Source organism: Salipiger sp. HF18 (genome assembly GCF_011806505.1).
Lineage (GTDB): Bacteria > Pseudomonadota > Alphaproteobacteria > Rhodobacterales > Rhodobacteraceae > Salipiger > Salipiger thiooxidans.
Window position 1 is genome coordinate 1 of the sequence record NZ_JAATOS010000057.1, and the last position, 16,416, is coordinate 16,416.

The following is a 16,416-nucleotide window of genomic DNA, read 5'->3' on the forward strand; positions in this document are numbered from 1 at the left end:
ACCGAGATCGCGCCCGGCATCCGCGTCATCGACACGCCGGGCCACACCCCCGGCCACCAGAGCCTCGTGATCGAGTCGGGCGGCGAGCAACTGCTGGTGACCGGCGACGCCATGAGCCACGCCTACATGAGCTTCGCCCGGCCCGACTGGTACAACGGCTTCGACATGGACGGCGACCAGACCGTCACCACCCGCCGCCGCCTGCTCGACATGGCCGTGACCGACCGCATGGCCGTGCTCGGCTACCACTTCCCATTCCCGGGCGTGGGCCACGTGATGAAGGACGGCGACGCCTACCGCTTCGTGCCGGCCCTCTGGAAATGGGACTGACCCACCCGGATGCGACGGCACCTCCCCAGGCCACCACAACATGCCCAAAGCGCACGCCCCAACGAACGTCCTCATGCCATCGCGAAAGCGCACCCATACACCGAAGGCGAGCCCACATCCCGAAGACGCAACCCGCCCCTTCATCTTGCCAGCTAAACACCGGGGGTGAGGCGCATCGCGCCGAGGGGGCAGCGCCCCCTCCTCCGCGTCACACGGTCACCACCCGACCGCCCCCCCCGACGTCGCCCCGCGCGGACACGTCGCACGACAGAAGCACGGCAAGGACCGGTCGAACCGGCCCCTGTCTCACCACGAGGAAGACATCAGCTCCAGGTGGGGTGGAACTTGTCGCCGGGCGAGAGGGTGAAGATCTCGACCCCGTCGGCGGTGACGCCGACCGAGTGCTCGAACTGGGCCGAGAGCGACTTGTCGCGGGTGATCGCGGTCCACTCGTCCTTGAGCACGCGGGTCTCGGGGCGGCCGAGGTTCACCATCGGCTCGATGGTGAAGAACATGCCTTCCTCGAGCACCGGTCCGCTGCCGGGACGGCCGTAGTGCAGCACGTTGGGCGCGGCGTGGAACACCCGGCCGAGGCCGTGGCCGCAGAAATCGCGGACCACCGACATGCGCTGGCCCTCGACGTAGCTCTGGATGGCATGGCCGATGTCGCCGAAGGTGTTTCCGGGCTTCACCGTCTCGATGCCGATCATCAGCGAGTCGTGCGTGACCTGCATCAGCCGCTGCGCGTAGGGCTTGGGCTCGCCCGCCACGTACATGCGGCTGGTGTCGCCGTACCAGCCGTCCACGATCACCGTCACGTCGATGTTCAGGATGTCGCCGTCGAGCAGGCTGTCGTCGTTGCGGGCGTGGCTGTCGTTCTTCCACTTCGGGATCTTGCTGCCCGGGATGCCGTGGCAGACCACGTGGTTCACCGAGATGCAGCTGGCGTGCTGGTAGCCCTTGTAGCCGATGGTGGCCGACACCGACCCGGACTCCTCGACGAGGCCGCGGATGATCTCTTCGAGCTTGCCGGTCGTCTGCCCTGCAAAGACATGCGGCGCCACGTCGTCGAGAATCCTCGCGGCAACGGCGCCGGCCTTATGCATGCCGGCAAAATCTTCTGAATCGTGGATGCGGATGCCGTCCCGGGTGAGGCGGCCGCCGGTGTCGTGTCTCAAGGCTGCGCGCTCCGTCGTGCGATACTCGCCGTTACTTAATCCCTATCGCCGGCCATTGCCAGAGGCGATGCCCGCCACACATAACCCGGGACGTCCCCCGGGGCACATGGAACACGCAGCGCCGCACCGGCGGAGGCTGCTTCTGCGAAGACGAGGACCGATGGAACCGATCGACGACATCCTGAACACCAAAATCTACAACGGCACGGCGCTGTCTGACGTGCTGACACTCGACTTCCTGGCCTCCGTGCTCGGAAACGTGGTCACCGGCGTGCTGATCCTCGTCGTGGGCCTCCTGATCGCGAGCTGGCTGAAGCGGCGGATCACCGGCATCTCGGCGCGGTCATCGCGGCTCGACGACACGCTTTTCGCCTTCCTCGGCCAGATCGCCCGCTATATCGTGCTGATCTTCACCGCCCTGATCCTGCTGAACAATCTCGGTGTCCAGACGACCTCGATCATCGCGGCCCTCGGTGCCGCCGGCCTTGCCATAGGCCTCGCCCTGCAGGGCACGCTGTCGAACGTCGCGGCCGGCGTGATGATCATCGTGTTCCGGCCGATCAAGCTTGGCGATTTCGTCACCGTCGCGGGACAATCCGGCACCGTGAAGGACATCACGCTCAACACCATCGAGCTTGCCAGCATCGGCAACACCCAGGTGATCATCCCGAACTCCGAGGTCTGGGGCAACGTCATCGAGAACTACTCGGTCTACAAGACGCGCCGGGCGGAATGGACCTTCGGCGTGGGCTACGGCGCCAACCTGAAGACCGCCGAAGAGGTGATCCTGAGCACGATCATGGCCGATCCTCGGTCGAAATCCGAGCCCGCGCCCTTCATTCAGGTCAACAACCTCAACGACAGCTCGGTCGATTTCCTCGTGCGGGTCTGGGTCGAGAGCGCGGATTATTTCCAGTACCAGGCCGACATGAAGCGGAAGGTCAAGGAAGCGCTCGACTCGAGCGGTGTGCCGATCCCCTTCCCCACCCGCACGCTGCACATCGAATCCGACGACGACAGCAGCGCCGGCAAGATGGCGGCGGAGTGATCGCGGGCTGACGTGGGACGAGATGGGGGCGCTGCCCCCGTCTCCTGCGGAGACTCCCCCGGAGTTTATCCGGCAAGATGAAGGGACGGGCCGCGCGCAGGCGGCTCAGGGCGCGCGGAATGGGAGCGGCTGGCCGAGCATGATGGCCTCGGGGCTGATCAGGCAATCGAAGGCCATCACCTCGACCCCCTCGGCGGTCGCGGCGGCGAAGGCCGCAGCGTAGCCCGGGTCGAGATCGGCCGCCAGCGTCACCTCGTGGCAATCGGTGCGCTGCACGAGGTAGAGCATCACCGCGCGGTGACCGGCGCGCACCATCGCCGCCAGCTCGGCCAGGTGCTTGGCGCCGCGGGCGGTCACGCTGTCGGGAAACTCGGCGATGCCGTCGCGGCGCGAGAGCGTCACCGATTTCACCTCGACATAGGCGTCGGGCCGGTCGGCGCCGGTGAGCAGGAAGTCGATGCGGCTGTTCTCGCCGTATTTCACCTCGGGCCGGACGTGCTCGTAGCCCTCGAGCCCCGGCACCTCGCCCGCGCCGAGCGCGGCGCGCAGCATGCGGTTGGGCACGCCGGTGTCGACGCCGGTGAAGGCGCCGCTCTCGTGCTCGACCAGCCGCCACGCGTATTTCAGCTTGCGCTTCGGGTCGTCGTTGGGCTCGAGCCAGATCTTCAGCCCCTCGTCTTTCAGCCCCAGCATGCTGCCGGGGTTGGCCACGTGGGCGGTGATCTCCTGGCCGCAGCCAAGCCGCGCATCGGCGAGGAAACGCTTGTAGCGGCGAAGCAGCACGGCCGGGATCAGGGGGGTTTGAAAGCGCATGTCCGGGCCCTATACCAATGCGGTAGCCGGGCCAAGGAGGGTTGAGACATGGCGAATCCCACCGCATCGATGATCGTGATCGGGGACGAGATCCTCTCGGGCCGCACCCGCGATTCGAACATGCATCACCTCGCCAAGGAGCTGACCAAGGTCGGCATCGACCTGCGCGAGGTCCGCATGGTGTCGGACGACCGAGAGGCCATCGTGAGCGCGGTCACCGCGCTTGCCGCCGAGACCACCCATGTCTTCACCTCGGGCGGCATCGGGCCGACCCATGACGACATCACCGCCGATTGCGTGGCCGCGGCCTTCGGCGCCCACATCGACATCCGGGAAGACGCCTACGCCTTGCTCGCCGCGCATTACGAGCGGCAGGGGGCCGAGTTCAACACCGCCCGGCAGCGCATGGCACGCATTCCCGACGGCGCGGTTCTGATCGAGAACCCGGTCTCGATCGCGCCGGGCTTCGCGCTCGAGAACGTCTACGTCATGGCGGGCGGGCCCCCGGGGGTCGAGGCCATGGTGGCGAGCGTCCTGCCGACGCTCACCGGCGGCGCGCCGCTGCTGTCGCAGAACCTGCGCATCGAACGCGGCGAGGGAGAGATCGCCGGGCCGCTGGCGGCGCTGGCCACCGAGTACAACGACCTGTCGATCGGCTCCTACCCGTTCCAGAAGAACGGCATCTACGGCGCCAACATCGTGATCCGCGGGCAGGACGGCGCCCGGGTCGATGCCGCCATGAGCAAGCTCGCAGAGATGTTCCCCGCATGATGCCGGACCTGCCGGCGCTCTATGCCGCCATCGACGGAACCTGGCCCGCCGCGCGCCGGATCGAGATCCCGCGCTGGACGCTGCGCGACGGCGACGGCGGTGGCAAGCGGGTGTCCTGCGCCACCTCGCGCCCGGGCTGGAGCGTCGCCGAGATCGCCGCGGCCGAGGACGGCATGCGCGGCCTCGGACAGAATCCGCTCTTCATGATCCGCGTGGGTGAGGAGGCGCTCGACGTGGCGCTTGCCGCGCGGGGCTATGCGCTCATCGACCCGGTGAACCTGTGGCTTGCGCCGGTGGGGCAGCTCACCGGGCTCGAGATGCCGCGGGTGATGACCTTCGATGTCTGGGAGCCACTCGCCATCATGCGCGAGATCTGGGCCGGGGCCGGCATCGGCGCGGCGCGGCTTCGGGTGATGGACCGCGCACAGGGGCCCAAGACCGCCGTGCTTGGCCGGCTCAGCGACAAGGCGGCGGGCTGCGGCTTCTGTGCCATCCATGAGGGCATTGCCATGGTGCACGCACTCGAGATCCGCCCCGAGCATCGCGGACAGGGTCTTGGCAAGTGGATGATGCGCCGGGCCGCGCTCTGGGCCGAGGCGCAGGGGGCGGCGTGGATGGCGGTGCTCTGCCTGCAGGACAACGCACCGGCGAACGGTCTCTATGCTTCCCTCGGCTTCGACCTCGTGGGACAGTACCACTATCGCAACAACGTCGAGGCCCCGGAATGACCAAGGATCTGCCCACCGCGCTAAACCTGCCCATGGTGGAGCCGCTGCCGCCCGAAACGCAGAAATACTTCGACGTCTGCGACGAGAAGCTGGGGATGGTGCCGAACGTGCTCAAGGCGCATGCCTTCGACATCACCAAGCTGAACGTCTTTACCGCCATGTACAACGAGCTGATGCTGGCGGACTCGGGGCTGAGCAAGCTCGAGCGCGAGATGATCGCGGTGGTGGTCTCGTCGGTGAACAAGTGCTTCTACTGCCTCACCGCCCATGGCGCCGCCGTGCGCGCGCTGTCGGGCGATCCGGCGCTTGGCGAGATGCTGGTGATGAACTGGCGCGTCGCCGACCTGCCCTATCGCCAGCGCGCGATGCTGAGCTTTGCCGAGAAGATGACGAAGAACAGTGCCGAGATCGCGGAATACGACCGCGAGGCGCTGCGCGACGCGGGCTTTACCGAGCGCGACATCTGGGACATCGCCAACGTGGCGGGGTTCTTCAACATGACCAACAGGGTGGCCTCGGCCACCGACATGCGGCCGAATGAAGAGTATCACGCTCAGGCTCGCTGAGGCGGCCCTGCTGGGCTGCCTTGCCGCGCCGTGCTGGGCGATCGACCTCGCGCCGGCGCCCGGCGGGCGCCTGATGGCCGAGCGCGTCACCGATCCCGGCAGCTATGCCGTGCCCAGCGGGCCGTGGAGCGAAGAGACCGGCGTTCCCGCGATCCGGGCAGAGGGCCGCGTCCTGCGGCAGTCGTGGCGCGTGGACAGCCCCGACCTTACGACGTTGCAGATCCTCGAGCCGCTGCGCGACAAGATCGAGGCGTCGGGCTACGAGATCCTGTTCGAATGCAGCTCGGCCCGCTGCGGCGGCTTCGACTTCCGCTTCGGCACCGAGGTGATCCCGGCGCCCGAGATGTATGTCGACCTCACCGCCTTCCGCTTCCTGTCCGCGCGCGGGCCCGGGGACAGCTACGTCACGCTTCTGGTCAGCCGCTCGAACGCGGCGGGCTACGTGCAGGTGATCCAGACCAGCCCCTCGACCGCCGCCGAGGGCGCGCCCTACGGCGAGACGCCCTCCGAGACCCCGCCGCCGCAGCAGACGCCGGAGGCCATTCCCGGGGGCGAGATCGCGGCGCGATTGGAACGTGAGGGCCACGTGATCCTGCGGGATCTGTCCTTCGAGACCGGCTCGGCCTCGCTTGGCGAGACCACGGTGAGCTCGCTCGAGGAACTGGCGGCCTTCCTCACCGCCGATCCGTCGCGCCGGGTCCTGCTGGTCGGGCATACCGACGCGGTGGGCTCGCTCGCCGCCAACACCGAGCTGTCGCGAAAGCGCGCCGCCGCCGCCGAGAGCTACCTCCGCGCGGGGGGCACCCGGGCGGGACAGCTGGGCGCACGGGGTGCGGGCTACCTGTCCCGGGTTGCGAGCACCCTCCCCCCGGAAGGCCGGGAGGAGAACCGCCGCATCGAGGCGATCCTGCTGCCTTCCGAGTAAGCCGGCGCAAGCTATCGGAACCACCTGATGAGGGGGCGGCCAGCCGCGAAGCAGGCACACCCCCAGGACGCGCACCCCGGCCTCGGCCTGGGGCGGTGCCCGTCACGCGCTCAGCGCTGCCGTGAAAGCGCCGAACACATGAATTCCTCGAACAGGATCGCGTTGCGCAGGTCGCGGTTCTCCGCCGGGCGGCAGAGCTTCATGGCGCGCACGGCCCCGGTGACATCCGGCAGCACCCGCTGCAGCTTGCGGCGGCGCAGGTCGCGGTCGACCATGTAGTCGGGCAGCAGTGCGATGCCGGCACCGGCGCGACAGGCGGCCAGAACCGAGCGCCGGTCGGCAAAATGCAGAAGCTTGTCAGAGGTCACGCTGTAGGTGCCGCCGTGCTGTTCGATCAGCGGCCAGACCGCGCCGTCGCGGTCGCGCGCCTTGAGCAGCCGGTGCGCGCTGAGCGCCCCGGCGCTGTCCGGGGTGCCCGCGGCCTCCAGATACTGGCTCGACGCCACCAGCACGTCGGTGCTGCGCCCGATCGGGCGGCCCTCGGCGCGGGCGGTCTCGAGCGGGTCCTCGATCACCGCGAGTCCCCAGTCGGTGCGCGACAGCGCCGGGTCCTCGGGCAGGAAGGCGACGGAGGTCACCGGCGCGGACTCGAGGAAAGCGGGGAGATAGCGCAGCAGGACATGTTCCGCGACCTCGGGCGAGGCCGCGACCTTGAGCACTTCGACGCCGCGGGCGTTGGCGTTCACGGCCCGGGCGATGCGGTCGGCGCGGTCGGTCTCTTCGAGGATCTGCAGCGCATGGCGGTAGTAGACGGTGCCCTCCTCGGTCGGGCTGACCTGACGCGTGGTGCGCTGCAGCAGCGACACGCCGAGACGGCGCTCGAGCGCGGCGACCTGCTTGGAAACCGACGCACGTGAAATGCCCAGAGTCTCGGCCGCACTGGTGAAGCCACGCTGCTCCATCACGCGCGTGAACGCCAACATCTCGCTGAATCGGTCCATTTCGGGTGTCTCCGGTCGGTCTCTCGTCTCGAACGCCACTCATATAATCATCCGCTCGCATATATCAACATTGTTAAAAACTTTGTTGCTAACCTTGTTCATGTTAACATTAAAAACATTGGCGATTGATTTTGTTGTTCGCAGACATAGAGTTACTCCATGACACCGAAACCGAGCTTCCCGCGACGCGACCGCAGATCCCTGAAAGAAAAACGCAGTGCCGCGACGCGGGAACGGCTGCTCGAGGCCGCGCGCCGATTGTTCGCCCAATACGGCTACGACGACGTGTCGGTGACCGAGATCGCCAAAGAGGCCGGCGTCACCCACGCCATGATCAACGCCTATTTCCACTCCAAGGCGGGGCTGCTCTACGAGCTCATCTCCGAGACCTACGAACAGCACATTGCGCGCATGGAGGCCGCGGTTGACCTTCCCGGCACCACGGCCGAGCGGATGCGGCACCTGATCAACATCGTGGCAGAGAGCGACCTCGCGGATCCGAAGATACTGGCGATCATCCGCAGCTACTCGTGGCAATGGCCGGAAGAGACCGAGGCCGCCAACAAGGATCAGCTCGGGCGGGCGCTGGCGCCGATCGAACAGGTGCTGCGTGACGATCCGGGGTTGCAGGGCATCGACGACGCCCAAATGGCCGACGTTCTGGATTCCATCTTCGCGATCTACACGATGGGGCTGCGCCCGGCGCTCTACGCCGGGGCCAGCGCCGACGAGTGCGTCGACGCGATCCTGAGGCGCATCATGGTGTTGCTCGACGGCGCGCAGCTGTCGCTGGCGCGCGAGGTCTCACCTCAGGCGGCATATCCCGGACGGAACGGCACAGCTCAGGCCTCGTGACCGCGGCGAGGCGCCCGGTTCAGCTGCGCAGCGCGTCGAGATAGAGCCGCACCGCGTCCTGCACGTGGCGGAACCGATCGCCGCCCAGATGCTTGCCGCCGTACCAGCGCGTCACCACCACGAGATGGTCGCGCAGCTCCTCGCGCTCGAGCATCCGCAGGATCACCATGCCCGCGCCGCTTTCGCCGTCATCGTTCTTGATCGGCCCGGCCTCGGTGAGCAGCCCCCACGTGTTGTGGGTCGCCTTGGCGAATTTCTTCTTCCGGCAAAGCTCGCGGATCAGTGCCTTGGCCTCGTCCTCCGAAGCACAGGGCGCGCCCGAGACGGCGTATTTCGAGCCGCGGTCCGAGATGATGTTGTCGAGCGTGAGCATTGCGCCGGTGTAGCGGGGTCGCGCCGGTCAGGCAATGCAATGCCGGGCGGTCAATCCTCGTAGGCGCTGTGCGAGGGGGTGCCGTCGAAGCGGGTGTAGCTGCGGCTCTCGACCTCGCCTGAGTCGCCACGGTTGTGGCGCAGGATGCGGTCGTGGTCGGGGTAGGTCACCGTGTCCGAGGCGGCGCGGGTGCCGATCACGAGATACCGGATCGGCGCGTCCGAGCAGTTGACGAGGCAATGCCCGACCGGGGTGCCGGCCTTGAAGGTCGCCGCCTCGCCGGGGCCGAGCGGGTAGCTGTCGTCGCCCTCGAGCACGGTGGCCGCGCCCTCGAGCATGTAGACCATCTCGTCCTCGTTGGCATGCCAGTGCTTGAGCGCCGAGGACGAGCCCGGCGGCAGCGTCTCGACGAAGGCGCCGAACTGGGTCAGCCCGCCGCTGTCGCTGAACAGGATCTCGTCGGCCGGGCCGCAGGGCCCGCCCTCTTCATGGCCCGTGAGCGCTGTCTCGGGGGTGAATTTCGGCATCTCCGCCTCCGGTAGGGATGGCGGCAGGATGCGAGGCTCACCCCAGCTTGTCGAGCCTTTCCTCGATGGCGCGCAGCCGGGTGATGACCTCGTCGCGGTAGTCCGTGGTGGCCGCGTTCGATTCCTCGGCGTGGGCCTCCTGCATCGAGTTCACGATGAGACCGACCACGAGGTTCACCACGGCGAAGGTGGTGATCAGGATGAAGGGCACGAAGAACAGCCACGCCTCGGGGTGGACCTCCATCACCGGGCGGACGATGCCCATCGACCAGCTTTCCAGCGTCATGATCTGGAACAGCGTGTAGGTCGAGGTGCCGAGCGTGCCGAACCATTCCGGGAAGCTGTTGCCGAAGAGCTTCGTGGCGATCACCGAGGCGATGTAGAAGATGATGCCCATCAGCAGGAACACCGAGGCCATGCCCGGCAGCGCCGCGAGGAAGCCCTCGACCACCCGGCGCAGCGTCGGCGCCACCGAAACCACGCGCAGCAGCCGCAGGACCCGCAGCGCCCGCAGCACCGCGAGCCCGCCCCCCTCCGGCACCAGCGCAATGGCAACCACGAGGAAGTCGAAGACGTTCCAGCCCGAGCGGAAGAAGCGCAGCCCGTGCGCGTAGAGCTTGGCGACAAGCTCGGCCACGAAGATCGCGAGGCAGATCGCGTCGAGCGCGATGATCAACCCGCCGGCCGTGGCCATCGCCTTGTCCGAGGTCTCGAGCCCGAGGATCACCGCGTTGAAGAGAATCACCCCCATGATCGTGTAACGCGTTGCGGCGTGGTCGAGAAAATTGGAAATCTGCTGGCGCATCGGGGGTCTGGTCCTTTGGGGTCCACGGGCACATAGGGGCGGCCTGCGCCACATTCCAGTGCCCGCGCGACGTCAGGGTGACGCCATGCGCCCCACCCGGCGGCAACCCGCGCCGGCCCCCCCGCCGCGGCCCGAAAAAGAAGCGCCCCGGGAACGGGCCCGGGGCGTGAACGCCGTCCTGCGCCGGACAGGACATGAGCAGGCGGTCACCAGTCCTGCGGGCCCTTGTCGGCAAAGGCGTGGACGAGAAAATCGATGAAGGCCCGGACCTTGGGCTGGGTGAAGCGGCCCGGCGGGTAGACCGCGTAGATGCCCTGGCTCTCGACCGGAAGATCGGGAATGGCGTCCTCGACCAGCCCCTGCTTCATCGCGTCGGCGTAGAGGTAGGACGGCAGGTAGGCGATGCCGAGCCCCGCGATGCAGGCGTTGAGCAGCGACTGCCCGTCGTTGACCGAGAGCCAGCCGGCGGTGCGCACCTGCCGCTTCTCGCCCGAGGGCGCGGTGACCTTCCAGACGTTGCCGCTCGACTGGTTCGAGTAGTGCAGGAGCTTGTGCTCGTTGAGATCGTCGATCCGCGCCGGGTGGCCGAACTTCTGGAAATAGGCGGGCGAGGCGATCATCCGCTTTGTGGTGTCGGTCAGCTTGCGGGCACGCAGGGTGCTGTCCTCGAGCTCGCCGATGCGCACCGCCATGTCGAAGCCCTCGGAGATCAGCTCCGCGTAGCGGTTGTTGAGCACCATGTTGACGGTGATGTCGGGAAACGCCGCAAGGAACTCCCCGAGCACCGGACTCAGATGATTGACGCCGAAATCCGTCGCGACCGAGATCCGCAGCAGCCCCGAGGGCGCCGACTGCATCGAGGTCACCAGCGCGTCGGCCTCTCCGGCGTCGTTCAGCACCCGGCGGGCGCGATCGTAATAGGCCAGCCCGATCTCGGTAGGCGAGACCCGGCGCGTGGTGCGGTTCAGGAGACGCGCCCCGAGACGGGCCTCGAGCGACGAGACGTGTTTAGACACCGCCGATTTCGAGATCCCCATCTTCTTCGCGGCATCCGTGAAGCCGCCCTGATCCACGACGGTGGCAAAAGCCTCCATTTCGGTCAGACGATCCATCACCGTCTCCTCGTTCATCCTGTTCGTCAGCTGAGAGGTATCGTGCCCGATTGGGGCACAACTTGGACGAGGCGGGGACAATATCTGGATTTCGGCCAGGACTGTTTCGCGCGCGTTGCAGATGCGGTTGCGGATGCGACGGCGAAAAAAGGCCGCGCCTTCAGGGGAAAGGCGCGGCCGTTACTTGTTACTCGAACAGATCAGCTACTCGTGACGTCACCAAACAATGCGGGACCCGGGAGGCCTTGGAACGGCTGTGACACGGAAACCGGCCCCGCGGTCGAAAAGCCGGCCACGGAGGACAAGGATCGTTGTATCGGACATGCCGCACGGGGCACGTCCCCACGCATTCGACAGACCAATGCCTTTGCCCCTGCAATTGTTTCCGAGAAAACGCCCGCGGGCATTCACGGGTTCGTGAACGGCATCAGAGGGTCGCGGCGAGGCGCACGCCCTGGTCGATGGCGCGCTTGGCATCGAGCTCGGCCGCCACGTCGGCGCCGCCGATGACGTGCACCTCCGGGCCCTTCACCACGTCGGCCAGTTCGCGCAGGCTCTCCTGACCCGAGCAGAGCACAACGGTGTCGCAGGCGATGAGTTCGGGCTTTCCGTCGCGGGTGATGTGCAGGCCGTCGTCGTCGATGCGGTCGTAGCTCACCCCCGCCTTCATACTGACGCCCTTCATCATGAGCGCGGCGCGATGGATCCAGCCGGTGGTCTTGCCCAGCCGCTTGCCGGGCTTCTCCGACTTGCGCTGAAGCAGGGTGATCTCGCGCAGCGGCGGCTCGGGCTGCGGGCCCTCGGGCGCCAGACCGGCGCGGGCCTCGGCGGGGTCGGTCACGCCCCATTCGCGCATCCATTCCGGCAGGTCGAGCGTCGGGCTCTCGCCGGTGACGAGGAACTCGGAGACGTCGAAGCCGATGCCCCCGGCCCCCACCACCGCGACGCGCTTGCCGACTTCGGCGCCACCGCGCAGCACGTCGACATAGTTCAGCACCGAGGGGTGATCCTGCCCGGGGATCTGCGGATCGCGCGGCAGCACGCCGGTGGCGACCACGACCGCGTCGAAGCCCGCGAGACTCTCGGCATCGGCGCGGGTGTTCAGCCGCAGCTCGACGCCGGCCTCGCGCAGCATGGCGCCGAACCACTCGACCAGTCCGTCGAACTCTTCCTTGCCGGGAACCTTGCGCGCCATGTTGAGCTGGCCGCCGATCTCGCCCGCCTGCTCGAAGAGCACCACCTCGTGGCCGCGCTGCGCGGCGGTGATGGCGGTCGAGAGCCCCGCCGGGCCCGCACCCACCACCGCCACGCGCTTCGGCGCCTCGGCGGGGGCGATGACGAGATCGGTCTCGAAGCCCGCGCGCGGGTTCACGAGGCACGACGATACCTTGCCCTGGAAGGTGTGGTCGAGGCAGGCCTGGTTGCAGGCGATGCAGGGCGCGATCAGGTCGGCGCGGCCGCGCTCCGCCTTGGCCACGAAGTCCGGATCCGCAAGGAACGGCCGCGCGAGGCTCACCATGTCGGCGCAGCCCTCAGCCAGCACCTGCTCGGCCACCCCGGGCGAGTTGATGCGGTTCGAGGTGATGACCGGGATGCCGACCTTGCCCATCAGCTTCTTCGTCACCCAAGCGAAACCCGCCCGCGGCACCGAGGTCGCGATGGTCGGCACCCGCGCCTCGTGCCAGCCGATGCCGGTGTTGAGGATGCTGGCCCCCGCCGCCTCGATCGCCTGCGCGAGCTGCACCACCTCCTCGTGGGTGGAGCCATTGGGCACGAGGTCGATCATCGAGAGCCGGAAGATCACGATGAAATCCTCGCCCACCGCGGCGCGGACCCGCTTCATGACCTCGACCGGCAGCCGCATCCGGTTCGCGTAGGAGCCGCCCCAGCGGTCCTCGCGCCGGTTGGTGTGGGTGACGAGGAACTGGTTCAGGAAATAGCCCTCGGACCCCATCACCTCGACGCCGTCATAGAAGGCCTCGCGGGCGCGGGCGGCAGAGGTCGCGATGTCGGCGATCTGCTTCTCGATCCCGGCCTCGTCCAGCTCCTTCGGCGGGAAGGGCGAGATCGGCGACTTAATGGCCGACGGCGCGACGCAGTCGGGACCATAGGCGTACCTGCCCGCGTGCAGGATCTGCATGGCGATCTTGCCGCCCGCGCCGTGCACCCGGTCGGTGACCAGCCTGTGATGGGTGATGTCCTCGGTCGTGTAGAGCCCGCCCGCCCCCGGGAACACGCCGCCCTCGGCGTTCGGGGCGATGCCCCCCGTCACGATCAGCCCGACGCCGCCCTTCGCCCGCTCCTCGTAGAAGGTCGCGACGCGGTTCCAGTCGCCTCGCTCTTCGAGGTTGGTGTGCATCGAGCCCATCAGCACGCGGTTGGCCAGCGTCGTGAAGCCGAAATCGAGCGGGGCAAGCAGGTGCGGGTAGCTGGTCATCGTGGCGGTCCTCCCTATCGCGCGCACCCTGCCAATCCGCCGCGGGACTGTCAGGCGGAACGTCGCGTCAGAGCGAGGCCGCGTATTCCCGCATCAGCGGCTCGAGATCCTCGGGCGGGGGAAAGCCCTCGTAGCTGTGCCGCGCGGGCGTGCTGGCCCATGCCAGCTTCTCGGCGCACATGGTCTCGATGAAGGGATCCGTCCAGGCGGGGACGTCGAACATCACCGAGCGCACGTTGACGAAACCGTCCATGCCGGGGATCCGAGTGAACACCCAGGTCAGACAGCCCGGGCAGAAGAAGTGGTCGCACATCGGCCCCTTGATGCCGCCCTTGATCAGCTCGCCCGAGACCACGCTGAAGGCCTGCGTCGGGATCATCGCGGTGAGGGAGAAGGCGCTGGCGCTCATCTTCTGACAGCCGCGGCAATGGCAGGCTGCGGTGGCGAGCGGCGGCGCCGTGATCTCCATCCGCAGCGCGCCGCAGCGGCAGGTTCCGATGGCGGGCGAGGCGGGGGTGGGCGTGGTCCGGGTCATGCGGCGGGTGGGACTCCGTAGGCGTTGGGGGCGGGATCCGAGGGCCGGGTCAGCCACCAGATCATCAGAACCAATAGCACGATCTGTACCAGCCATATGGCGATGAGCCATATCCCTCCCAGCATCATTCCCGCGTCCCCCGGCGGGACGTTGCCGCCCATCCGGACCGCCGCCATCATCCCGAAGAGCGTGAGGAACATGAGCCCCATCGTGACCAGCATCGGCAGCAGGTAGTACCAGCCCGGACGTCCGGTGTCGTGCATCCGCCGGAAGCCGACCGCCAGCGTCGGCAGGAGAATCACCAGCTGGAAGACCGCCGCGAGCACCCGCGACACCTCACCGGTTTCGGGATTCGTCCCGAAGAAGACGGAATCGAGCGCGGTGCACAGGATCGCGCCCAGCATGACGAAGAGAACCCACCACCAGAACTGCGGCCGCGAGGCCCTGCCCGAGAAGGTCGCGTAGTTGCGGAAGCCGCTCTTGATCGCCGGAAGAAATCCCATGTCCCTGCCCTGCTTCCTGCCCTAGCCGATGTCGTCCTGAATGCACGAGGTCTCGGGCTGGCCCGGCGGCATGAACGTCGCCTCGTCGCGGCTGGACCAGAACAGCGCCTCGCCGCCATACCAGAGGTCCGAGGCGTACTTCGCGCCCGAGCCGGTCTCGACCGAGGGCAGCACGATGGCGTTTTCGCCCCAGCGCAGCACAACCATGGGTGCCAGCGTGTTCACGAAGACCGCGCTGACCGGCACGTCCATTCCCTCGCAGACATAGGCGTAAGGCCCCAGAGATGCGCCGTTTTCCGCGCGCGCGTCGGCGTAACCCTGCCGAATTTCGGCGATCCGGAAGGCGTATTCCGAGGCCGTGCAGAACGGGATACCTAAGTCAGACTTCCAACAGGCGTCGCGCCCCTTGATCCATCCGCGCTGCTCGGCCTGCAACATCCGGTGACGTTCCGGGTCCATGTTCGGACCCTCCGCGGCGCGCTGGAAGAGCCTCGAAAGCTCGAGATCCATGGAAGCCAGCGTATCATCAGAACAGACGGCCTTCTCGGCGCCGCTCTCGGCCCTGGTGCAGTCGAAGGACGGCTCAAGCGCCAGCGCCGGGGACATCAGGGCAAGCGCGGAAATCACCGCCGCCGGCCCCGCGAACACTCTGCCCATGCTCCACCTCCCTCGTCTCCGGGTCAGTGTAGCATCGAAGATTCACACGTAAAGACTGAAGCCCGCTCGCCTTTGTCGGGTCGCGGTGGGCGGGTAACCCCGCTGGCTGTGCCCAAATCCGTTGCATTTCCGCCGCATGCCGCAGCGTCGGATCATCAAATTCGCAGGGATTCTTACAGAACAGTCGCGTCTGCGACACTTCCCCCGGCGAGAGGGAGTATGAGTCCGAGTCAGTAAGCTCTCGGGAGCCCCCAAGACACGACGGCTCGCAACACCGGGGAAAGCTAGGGTAACGAGTGTGTCGTGCTGAGTGCTCCACCCGGTTGTCAGACTTCTGACAGCCGGGTGTTTTACTGTGACGACACTTGCCTTTCTTGTGCCATGTCGTTTCATTACACCCAATACGATAGTATGCTTCAACGCGGGCCGAAGATGACGCGGCCTGCCCATACAAACCGTTCCTTGGGGATCCCCACATGGTGCAGAGCGTCCGAACTCCGGCACGTCGGCCTCGCGCGGCCTGCCGCCCGCAGATCACGAGCGCAACATACCTTCCGTCCGGACGCCAGGCCGGGAGAGGTGTCACGTGAAGATCAGTGCCGCCTATCCCGAACTTCTCGAGATCGGCCTTCTCGAGGGCCTCCCGGTCGCCTCCCGCGCCGCATTTCTCGACGCCTGCACCCTTCGCTTCTGCAACTCCGAGACGCCGCTGCTGACTCAGCACGAGCCGACGACGGGCTGCTACCTGATCGCCCGCGGCCGGGTGGTCATCACCTACCTCGATGGCGACGGCAACGAAAGCATGGTGCACGTGGCAGGCCCGGGCGAGATCGTGGGCGAGGTCGAGGCGCTCAGCGGCTCTCTCTGCGTCGCGAGCTGCACCACCATGCCCGACACCACGGTGCTGATCTGCCCGGTGTCGGTTCTCATGGAATTCGCCCCGCAGCCCTCGGTGCTGCGCAACCTCGCTCGGATCCTGCACGAGCGGCTGATACGCGACCTGGAGAACCGCTCGGTGGAGCAGTTCCAGACCGTCGAAGCGCGGCTCAACAACTATCTCTGCGTGTTCAGCACCGCAGACGACCCCGAGATCCGGGTCAGCCAGACCCAGCTCGCAACGTTGCTGGCCTGCTCGCGGCAGAAGGTGAACCGGATGCTCAAGGACCTGCGCGATGCGGGGGTCATCGACCTGAGCCGCGGCCGCATCCGGGTGCTCGACCGCACGGCCGTCGGCTGCCGCCGCTGCGCCGAG

At 67.3% G+C, this 16,416-nt stretch carries 19 protein-coding genes; 8 read left to right on the forward strand and 11 right to left on the reverse strand.

Features of this window, described 5'->3' with window-relative positions:
• On the forward strand, window positions 1-330 hold a 330-nt coding region (locus HC022_RS07960), incomplete at its 5' end, for an MBL fold metallo-hydrolase (protein WP_167452059.1).
• A gap of 323 nt (window positions 331-653) precedes the next feature.
• On the opposite strand, the gene map is transcribed toward HC022_RS07960, so the two are convergent.
• Window positions 654-1,508: a type I methionyl aminopeptidase gene (gene map / locus HC022_RS07965; RefSeq protein ID WP_008886629.1), complete on the reverse strand. Its 855-nt coding sequence runs from the start codon at window positions 1,506-1,508 to the stop codon at window positions 654-656.
• 160 nt (window positions 1,509-1,668) lie between these two features.
• Between map and HC022_RS07970 the strand changes: the two genes are divergently transcribed.
• The gene (locus tag HC022_RS07970; RefSeq protein ID WP_167452060.1) at window positions 1,669-2,556 is read left to right on the forward strand and encodes a mechanosensitive ion channel family protein; all 888 of its coding nucleotides are present in this window, start codon (window positions 1,669-1,671) and stop codon (window positions 2,554-2,556) included.
• Window positions 2,557-2,661: 105 nt separating this feature from the next.
• Here the strand turns inward: HC022_RS07970 and sfsA are convergent, their stop codons facing one another.
• Window positions 2,662-3,369 (reverse strand): DNA/RNA nuclease SfsA, encoded by a 708-nt coding sequence (gene sfsA, locus HC022_RS07975; RefSeq protein ID WP_167452061.1) that lies wholly within the window; start codon window positions 3,367-3,369, stop codon window positions 2,662-2,664.
• Between the two features lie 48 nt (window positions 3,370-3,417).
• Between sfsA and HC022_RS07980 the strand changes: the two genes are divergently transcribed.
• From HC022_RS07980 to HC022_RS07995, 4 genes are read left to right on the forward strand one after another with little or no spacing between them, the layout of a single operon-like run.
• On the forward strand, window positions 3,418-4,140 hold the full coding sequence (locus tag HC022_RS07980; protein WP_167452062.1) for a molybdopterin-binding protein: 723 nt from the start codon (window positions 3,418-3,420) through the stop codon (window positions 4,138-4,140).
• Window positions 4,137-4,868 carry a GNAT family N-acetyltransferase gene (locus tag HC022_RS07985; protein WP_167452063.1) on the forward strand — a complete coding sequence of 244 codons (732 nt, stop codon included), beginning with the start codon at window positions 4,137-4,139 and terminating at the stop codon, window positions 4,866-4,868. The genes HC022_RS07980 and HC022_RS07985 overlap by 4 nt, the downstream gene beginning before the upstream one ends.
• On the forward strand, window positions 4,865-5,434 hold the full coding sequence (locus HC022_RS07990) for a peroxidase-related enzyme (RefSeq protein ID WP_167452064.1): 570 nt from the start codon (window positions 4,865-4,867) through the stop codon (window positions 5,432-5,434). The genes HC022_RS07985 and HC022_RS07990 overlap by 4 nt, the downstream gene beginning before the upstream one ends.
• Window positions 5,406-6,359 carry an OmpA family protein gene (locus tag HC022_RS07995; RefSeq protein ID WP_254884995.1) on the forward strand — a complete coding sequence of 318 codons (954 nt, stop codon included), beginning with the start codon at window positions 5,406-5,408 and terminating at the stop codon, window positions 6,357-6,359. The genes HC022_RS07990 and HC022_RS07995 overlap by 29 nt, the downstream gene beginning before the upstream one ends.
• Before the next feature lie 110 nt (window positions 6,360-6,469).
• Here HC022_RS07995 and HC022_RS08000 read toward each other — a convergent pair whose 3' ends face one another.
• The gene (locus HC022_RS08000) at window positions 6,470-7,360 is read right to left on the reverse strand and encodes a LysR family transcriptional regulator (protein WP_167452065.1); all 891 of its coding nucleotides are present in this window, start codon (window positions 7,358-7,360) and stop codon (window positions 6,470-6,472) included.
• Window positions 7,361-7,519: 159 nt separating this feature from the next.
• Here HC022_RS08000 and HC022_RS08005 point away from each other — a divergent pair, with 159 nt between their 5' ends.
• Window positions 7,520-8,215, forward strand: a complete 696-nt coding sequence (locus HC022_RS08005; protein ID WP_008886826.1) for a TetR/AcrR family transcriptional regulator — start codon at window positions 7,520-7,522, stop codon at window positions 8,213-8,215.
• A gap of 19 nt (window positions 8,216-8,234) precedes the next feature.
• On the opposite strand, the gene HC022_RS08010 is transcribed toward HC022_RS08005, so the two are convergent.
• The 8 genes from HC022_RS08010 to HC022_RS08045 form a co-directional block, all read right to left on the reverse strand.
• Entirely contained in the window at window positions 8,235-8,588 is a 354-nt protein-coding gene (locus HC022_RS08010) for a YigZ family protein (RefSeq protein ID WP_008886926.1), read from the reverse strand.
• A gap of 50 nt (window positions 8,589-8,638) precedes the next feature.
• Complete coding sequence (locus HC022_RS08015; protein ID WP_167452066.1) at window positions 8,639-9,115, reverse strand: cupin domain-containing protein; 477 nt, start codon at window positions 9,113-9,115, stop codon at window positions 8,639-8,641.
• A gap of 37 nt (window positions 9,116-9,152) precedes the next feature.
• Complete coding sequence (locus tag HC022_RS08020; RefSeq protein WP_167452067.1) at window positions 9,153-9,920, reverse strand: ion transporter; 768 nt, start codon at window positions 9,918-9,920, stop codon at window positions 9,153-9,155.
• 206 nt (window positions 9,921-10,126) lie between these two features.
• The gene (locus HC022_RS08025) at window positions 10,127-11,032 is read right to left on the reverse strand and encodes a LysR family transcriptional regulator (protein WP_167452068.1); all 906 of its coding nucleotides are present in this window, start codon (window positions 11,030-11,032) and stop codon (window positions 10,127-10,129) included.
• A gap of 427 nt (window positions 11,033-11,459) precedes the next feature.
• Entirely contained in the window at window positions 11,460-13,469 is a 2,010-nt protein-coding gene (locus HC022_RS08030) for an NADPH-dependent 2,4-dienoyl-CoA reductase (protein WP_167452069.1), read from the reverse strand.
• Window positions 13,470-13,536: 67 nt separating this feature from the next.
• A complete protein-coding gene (locus HC022_RS08035; protein WP_167452070.1) occupies window positions 13,537-14,004 on the reverse strand; it encodes a GFA family protein in 468 nt (155 codons plus the stop codon).
• Window positions 14,001-14,507, reverse strand: a complete 507-nt coding sequence (locus HC022_RS08040) for a DUF805 domain-containing protein (RefSeq protein WP_167452071.1) — start codon at window positions 14,505-14,507, stop codon at window positions 14,001-14,003. Before HC022_RS08040 ends, HC022_RS08035 begins: the two co-directional genes overlap by 4 nt.
• A gap of 21 nt (window positions 14,508-14,528) precedes the next feature.
• Window positions 14,529-15,164 carry an MliC family protein gene (locus HC022_RS08045; RefSeq protein WP_167452072.1) on the reverse strand — a complete coding sequence of 212 codons (636 nt, stop codon included), beginning with the start codon at window positions 15,162-15,164 and terminating at the stop codon, window positions 14,529-14,531.
• A 586-nt stretch (window positions 15,165-15,750) separates the two neighbouring features.
• Between HC022_RS08045 and HC022_RS08050 the strand changes: the two genes are divergently transcribed.
• Window positions 15,751-16,416 (forward strand): Crp/Fnr family transcriptional regulator (locus tag HC022_RS08050; protein WP_167452073.1); only part of this gene is annotated, 666 nt, incomplete at its 3' end.

Coding starts and splice junctions, on each gene's coding strand:
- HC022_RS07970 (WP_167452060.1), top strand. CDS start 1,669: ATGGAACCGATCGACGACATCCTGAACACCAAAATCTACAACGGCACG.
- sfsA (WP_167452061.1), bottom strand. CDS start 3,369: ATGCGCTTTCAAACCCCCCTGATCCCGGCCGTGCTGCTTCGCCGCTAC.
- HC022_RS07980 (WP_167452062.1), top strand. CDS start 3,418: ATGGCGAATCCCACCGCATCGATGATCGTGATCGGGGACGAGATCCTC.
- HC022_RS07985 (WP_167452063.1), top strand. CDS start 4,137: ATGATGCCGGACCTGCCGGCGCTCTATGCCGCCATCGACGGAACCTGG.
- HC022_RS07990 (WP_167452064.1), top strand. CDS start 4,865: ATGACCAAGGATCTGCCCACCGCGCTAAACCTGCCCATGGTGGAGCCG.
- HC022_RS07995 (WP_254884995.1), top strand. CDS start 5,406: ATGAAGAGTATCACGCTCAGGCTCGCTGAGGCGGCCCTGCTGGGCTGC.
- HC022_RS08000 (WP_167452065.1), bottom strand. CDS start 7,360: ATGGACCGATTCAGCGAGATGTTGGCGTTCACGCGCGTGATGGAGCAG.
- HC022_RS08005 (WP_008886826.1), top strand. CDS start 7,520: ATGACACCGAAACCGAGCTTCCCGCGACGCGACCGCAGATCCCTGAAA.
- HC022_RS08010 (WP_008886926.1), bottom strand. CDS start 8,588: ATGCTCACGCTCGACAACATCATCTCGGACCGCGGCTCGAAATACGCC.
- HC022_RS08015 (WP_167452066.1), bottom strand. CDS start 9,115: ATGCCGAAATTCACCCCCGAGACAGCGCTCACGGGCCATGAAGAGGGC.
- HC022_RS08020 (WP_167452067.1), bottom strand. CDS start 9,920: ATGCGCCAGCAGATTTCCAATTTTCTCGACCACGCCGCAACGCGTTAC.
- HC022_RS08025 (WP_167452068.1), bottom strand. CDS start 11,032: ATGGATCGTCTGACCGAAATGGAGGCTTTTGCCACCGTCGTGGATCAG.
- HC022_RS08030 (WP_167452069.1), bottom strand. CDS start 13,469: ATGACCAGCTACCCGCACCTGCTTGCCCCGCTCGATTTCGGCTTCACG.
- HC022_RS08035 (WP_167452070.1), bottom strand. CDS start 14,004: ATGACCCGGACCACGCCCACCCCCGCCTCGCCCGCCATCGGAACCTGC.
- HC022_RS08040 (WP_167452071.1), bottom strand. CDS start 14,507: ATGGGATTTCTTCCGGCGATCAAGAGCGGCTTCCGCAACTACGCGACC.
- HC022_RS08045 (WP_167452072.1), bottom strand. CDS start 15,164: ATGGGCAGAGTGTTCGCGGGGCCGGCGGCGGTGATTTCCGCGCTTGCC.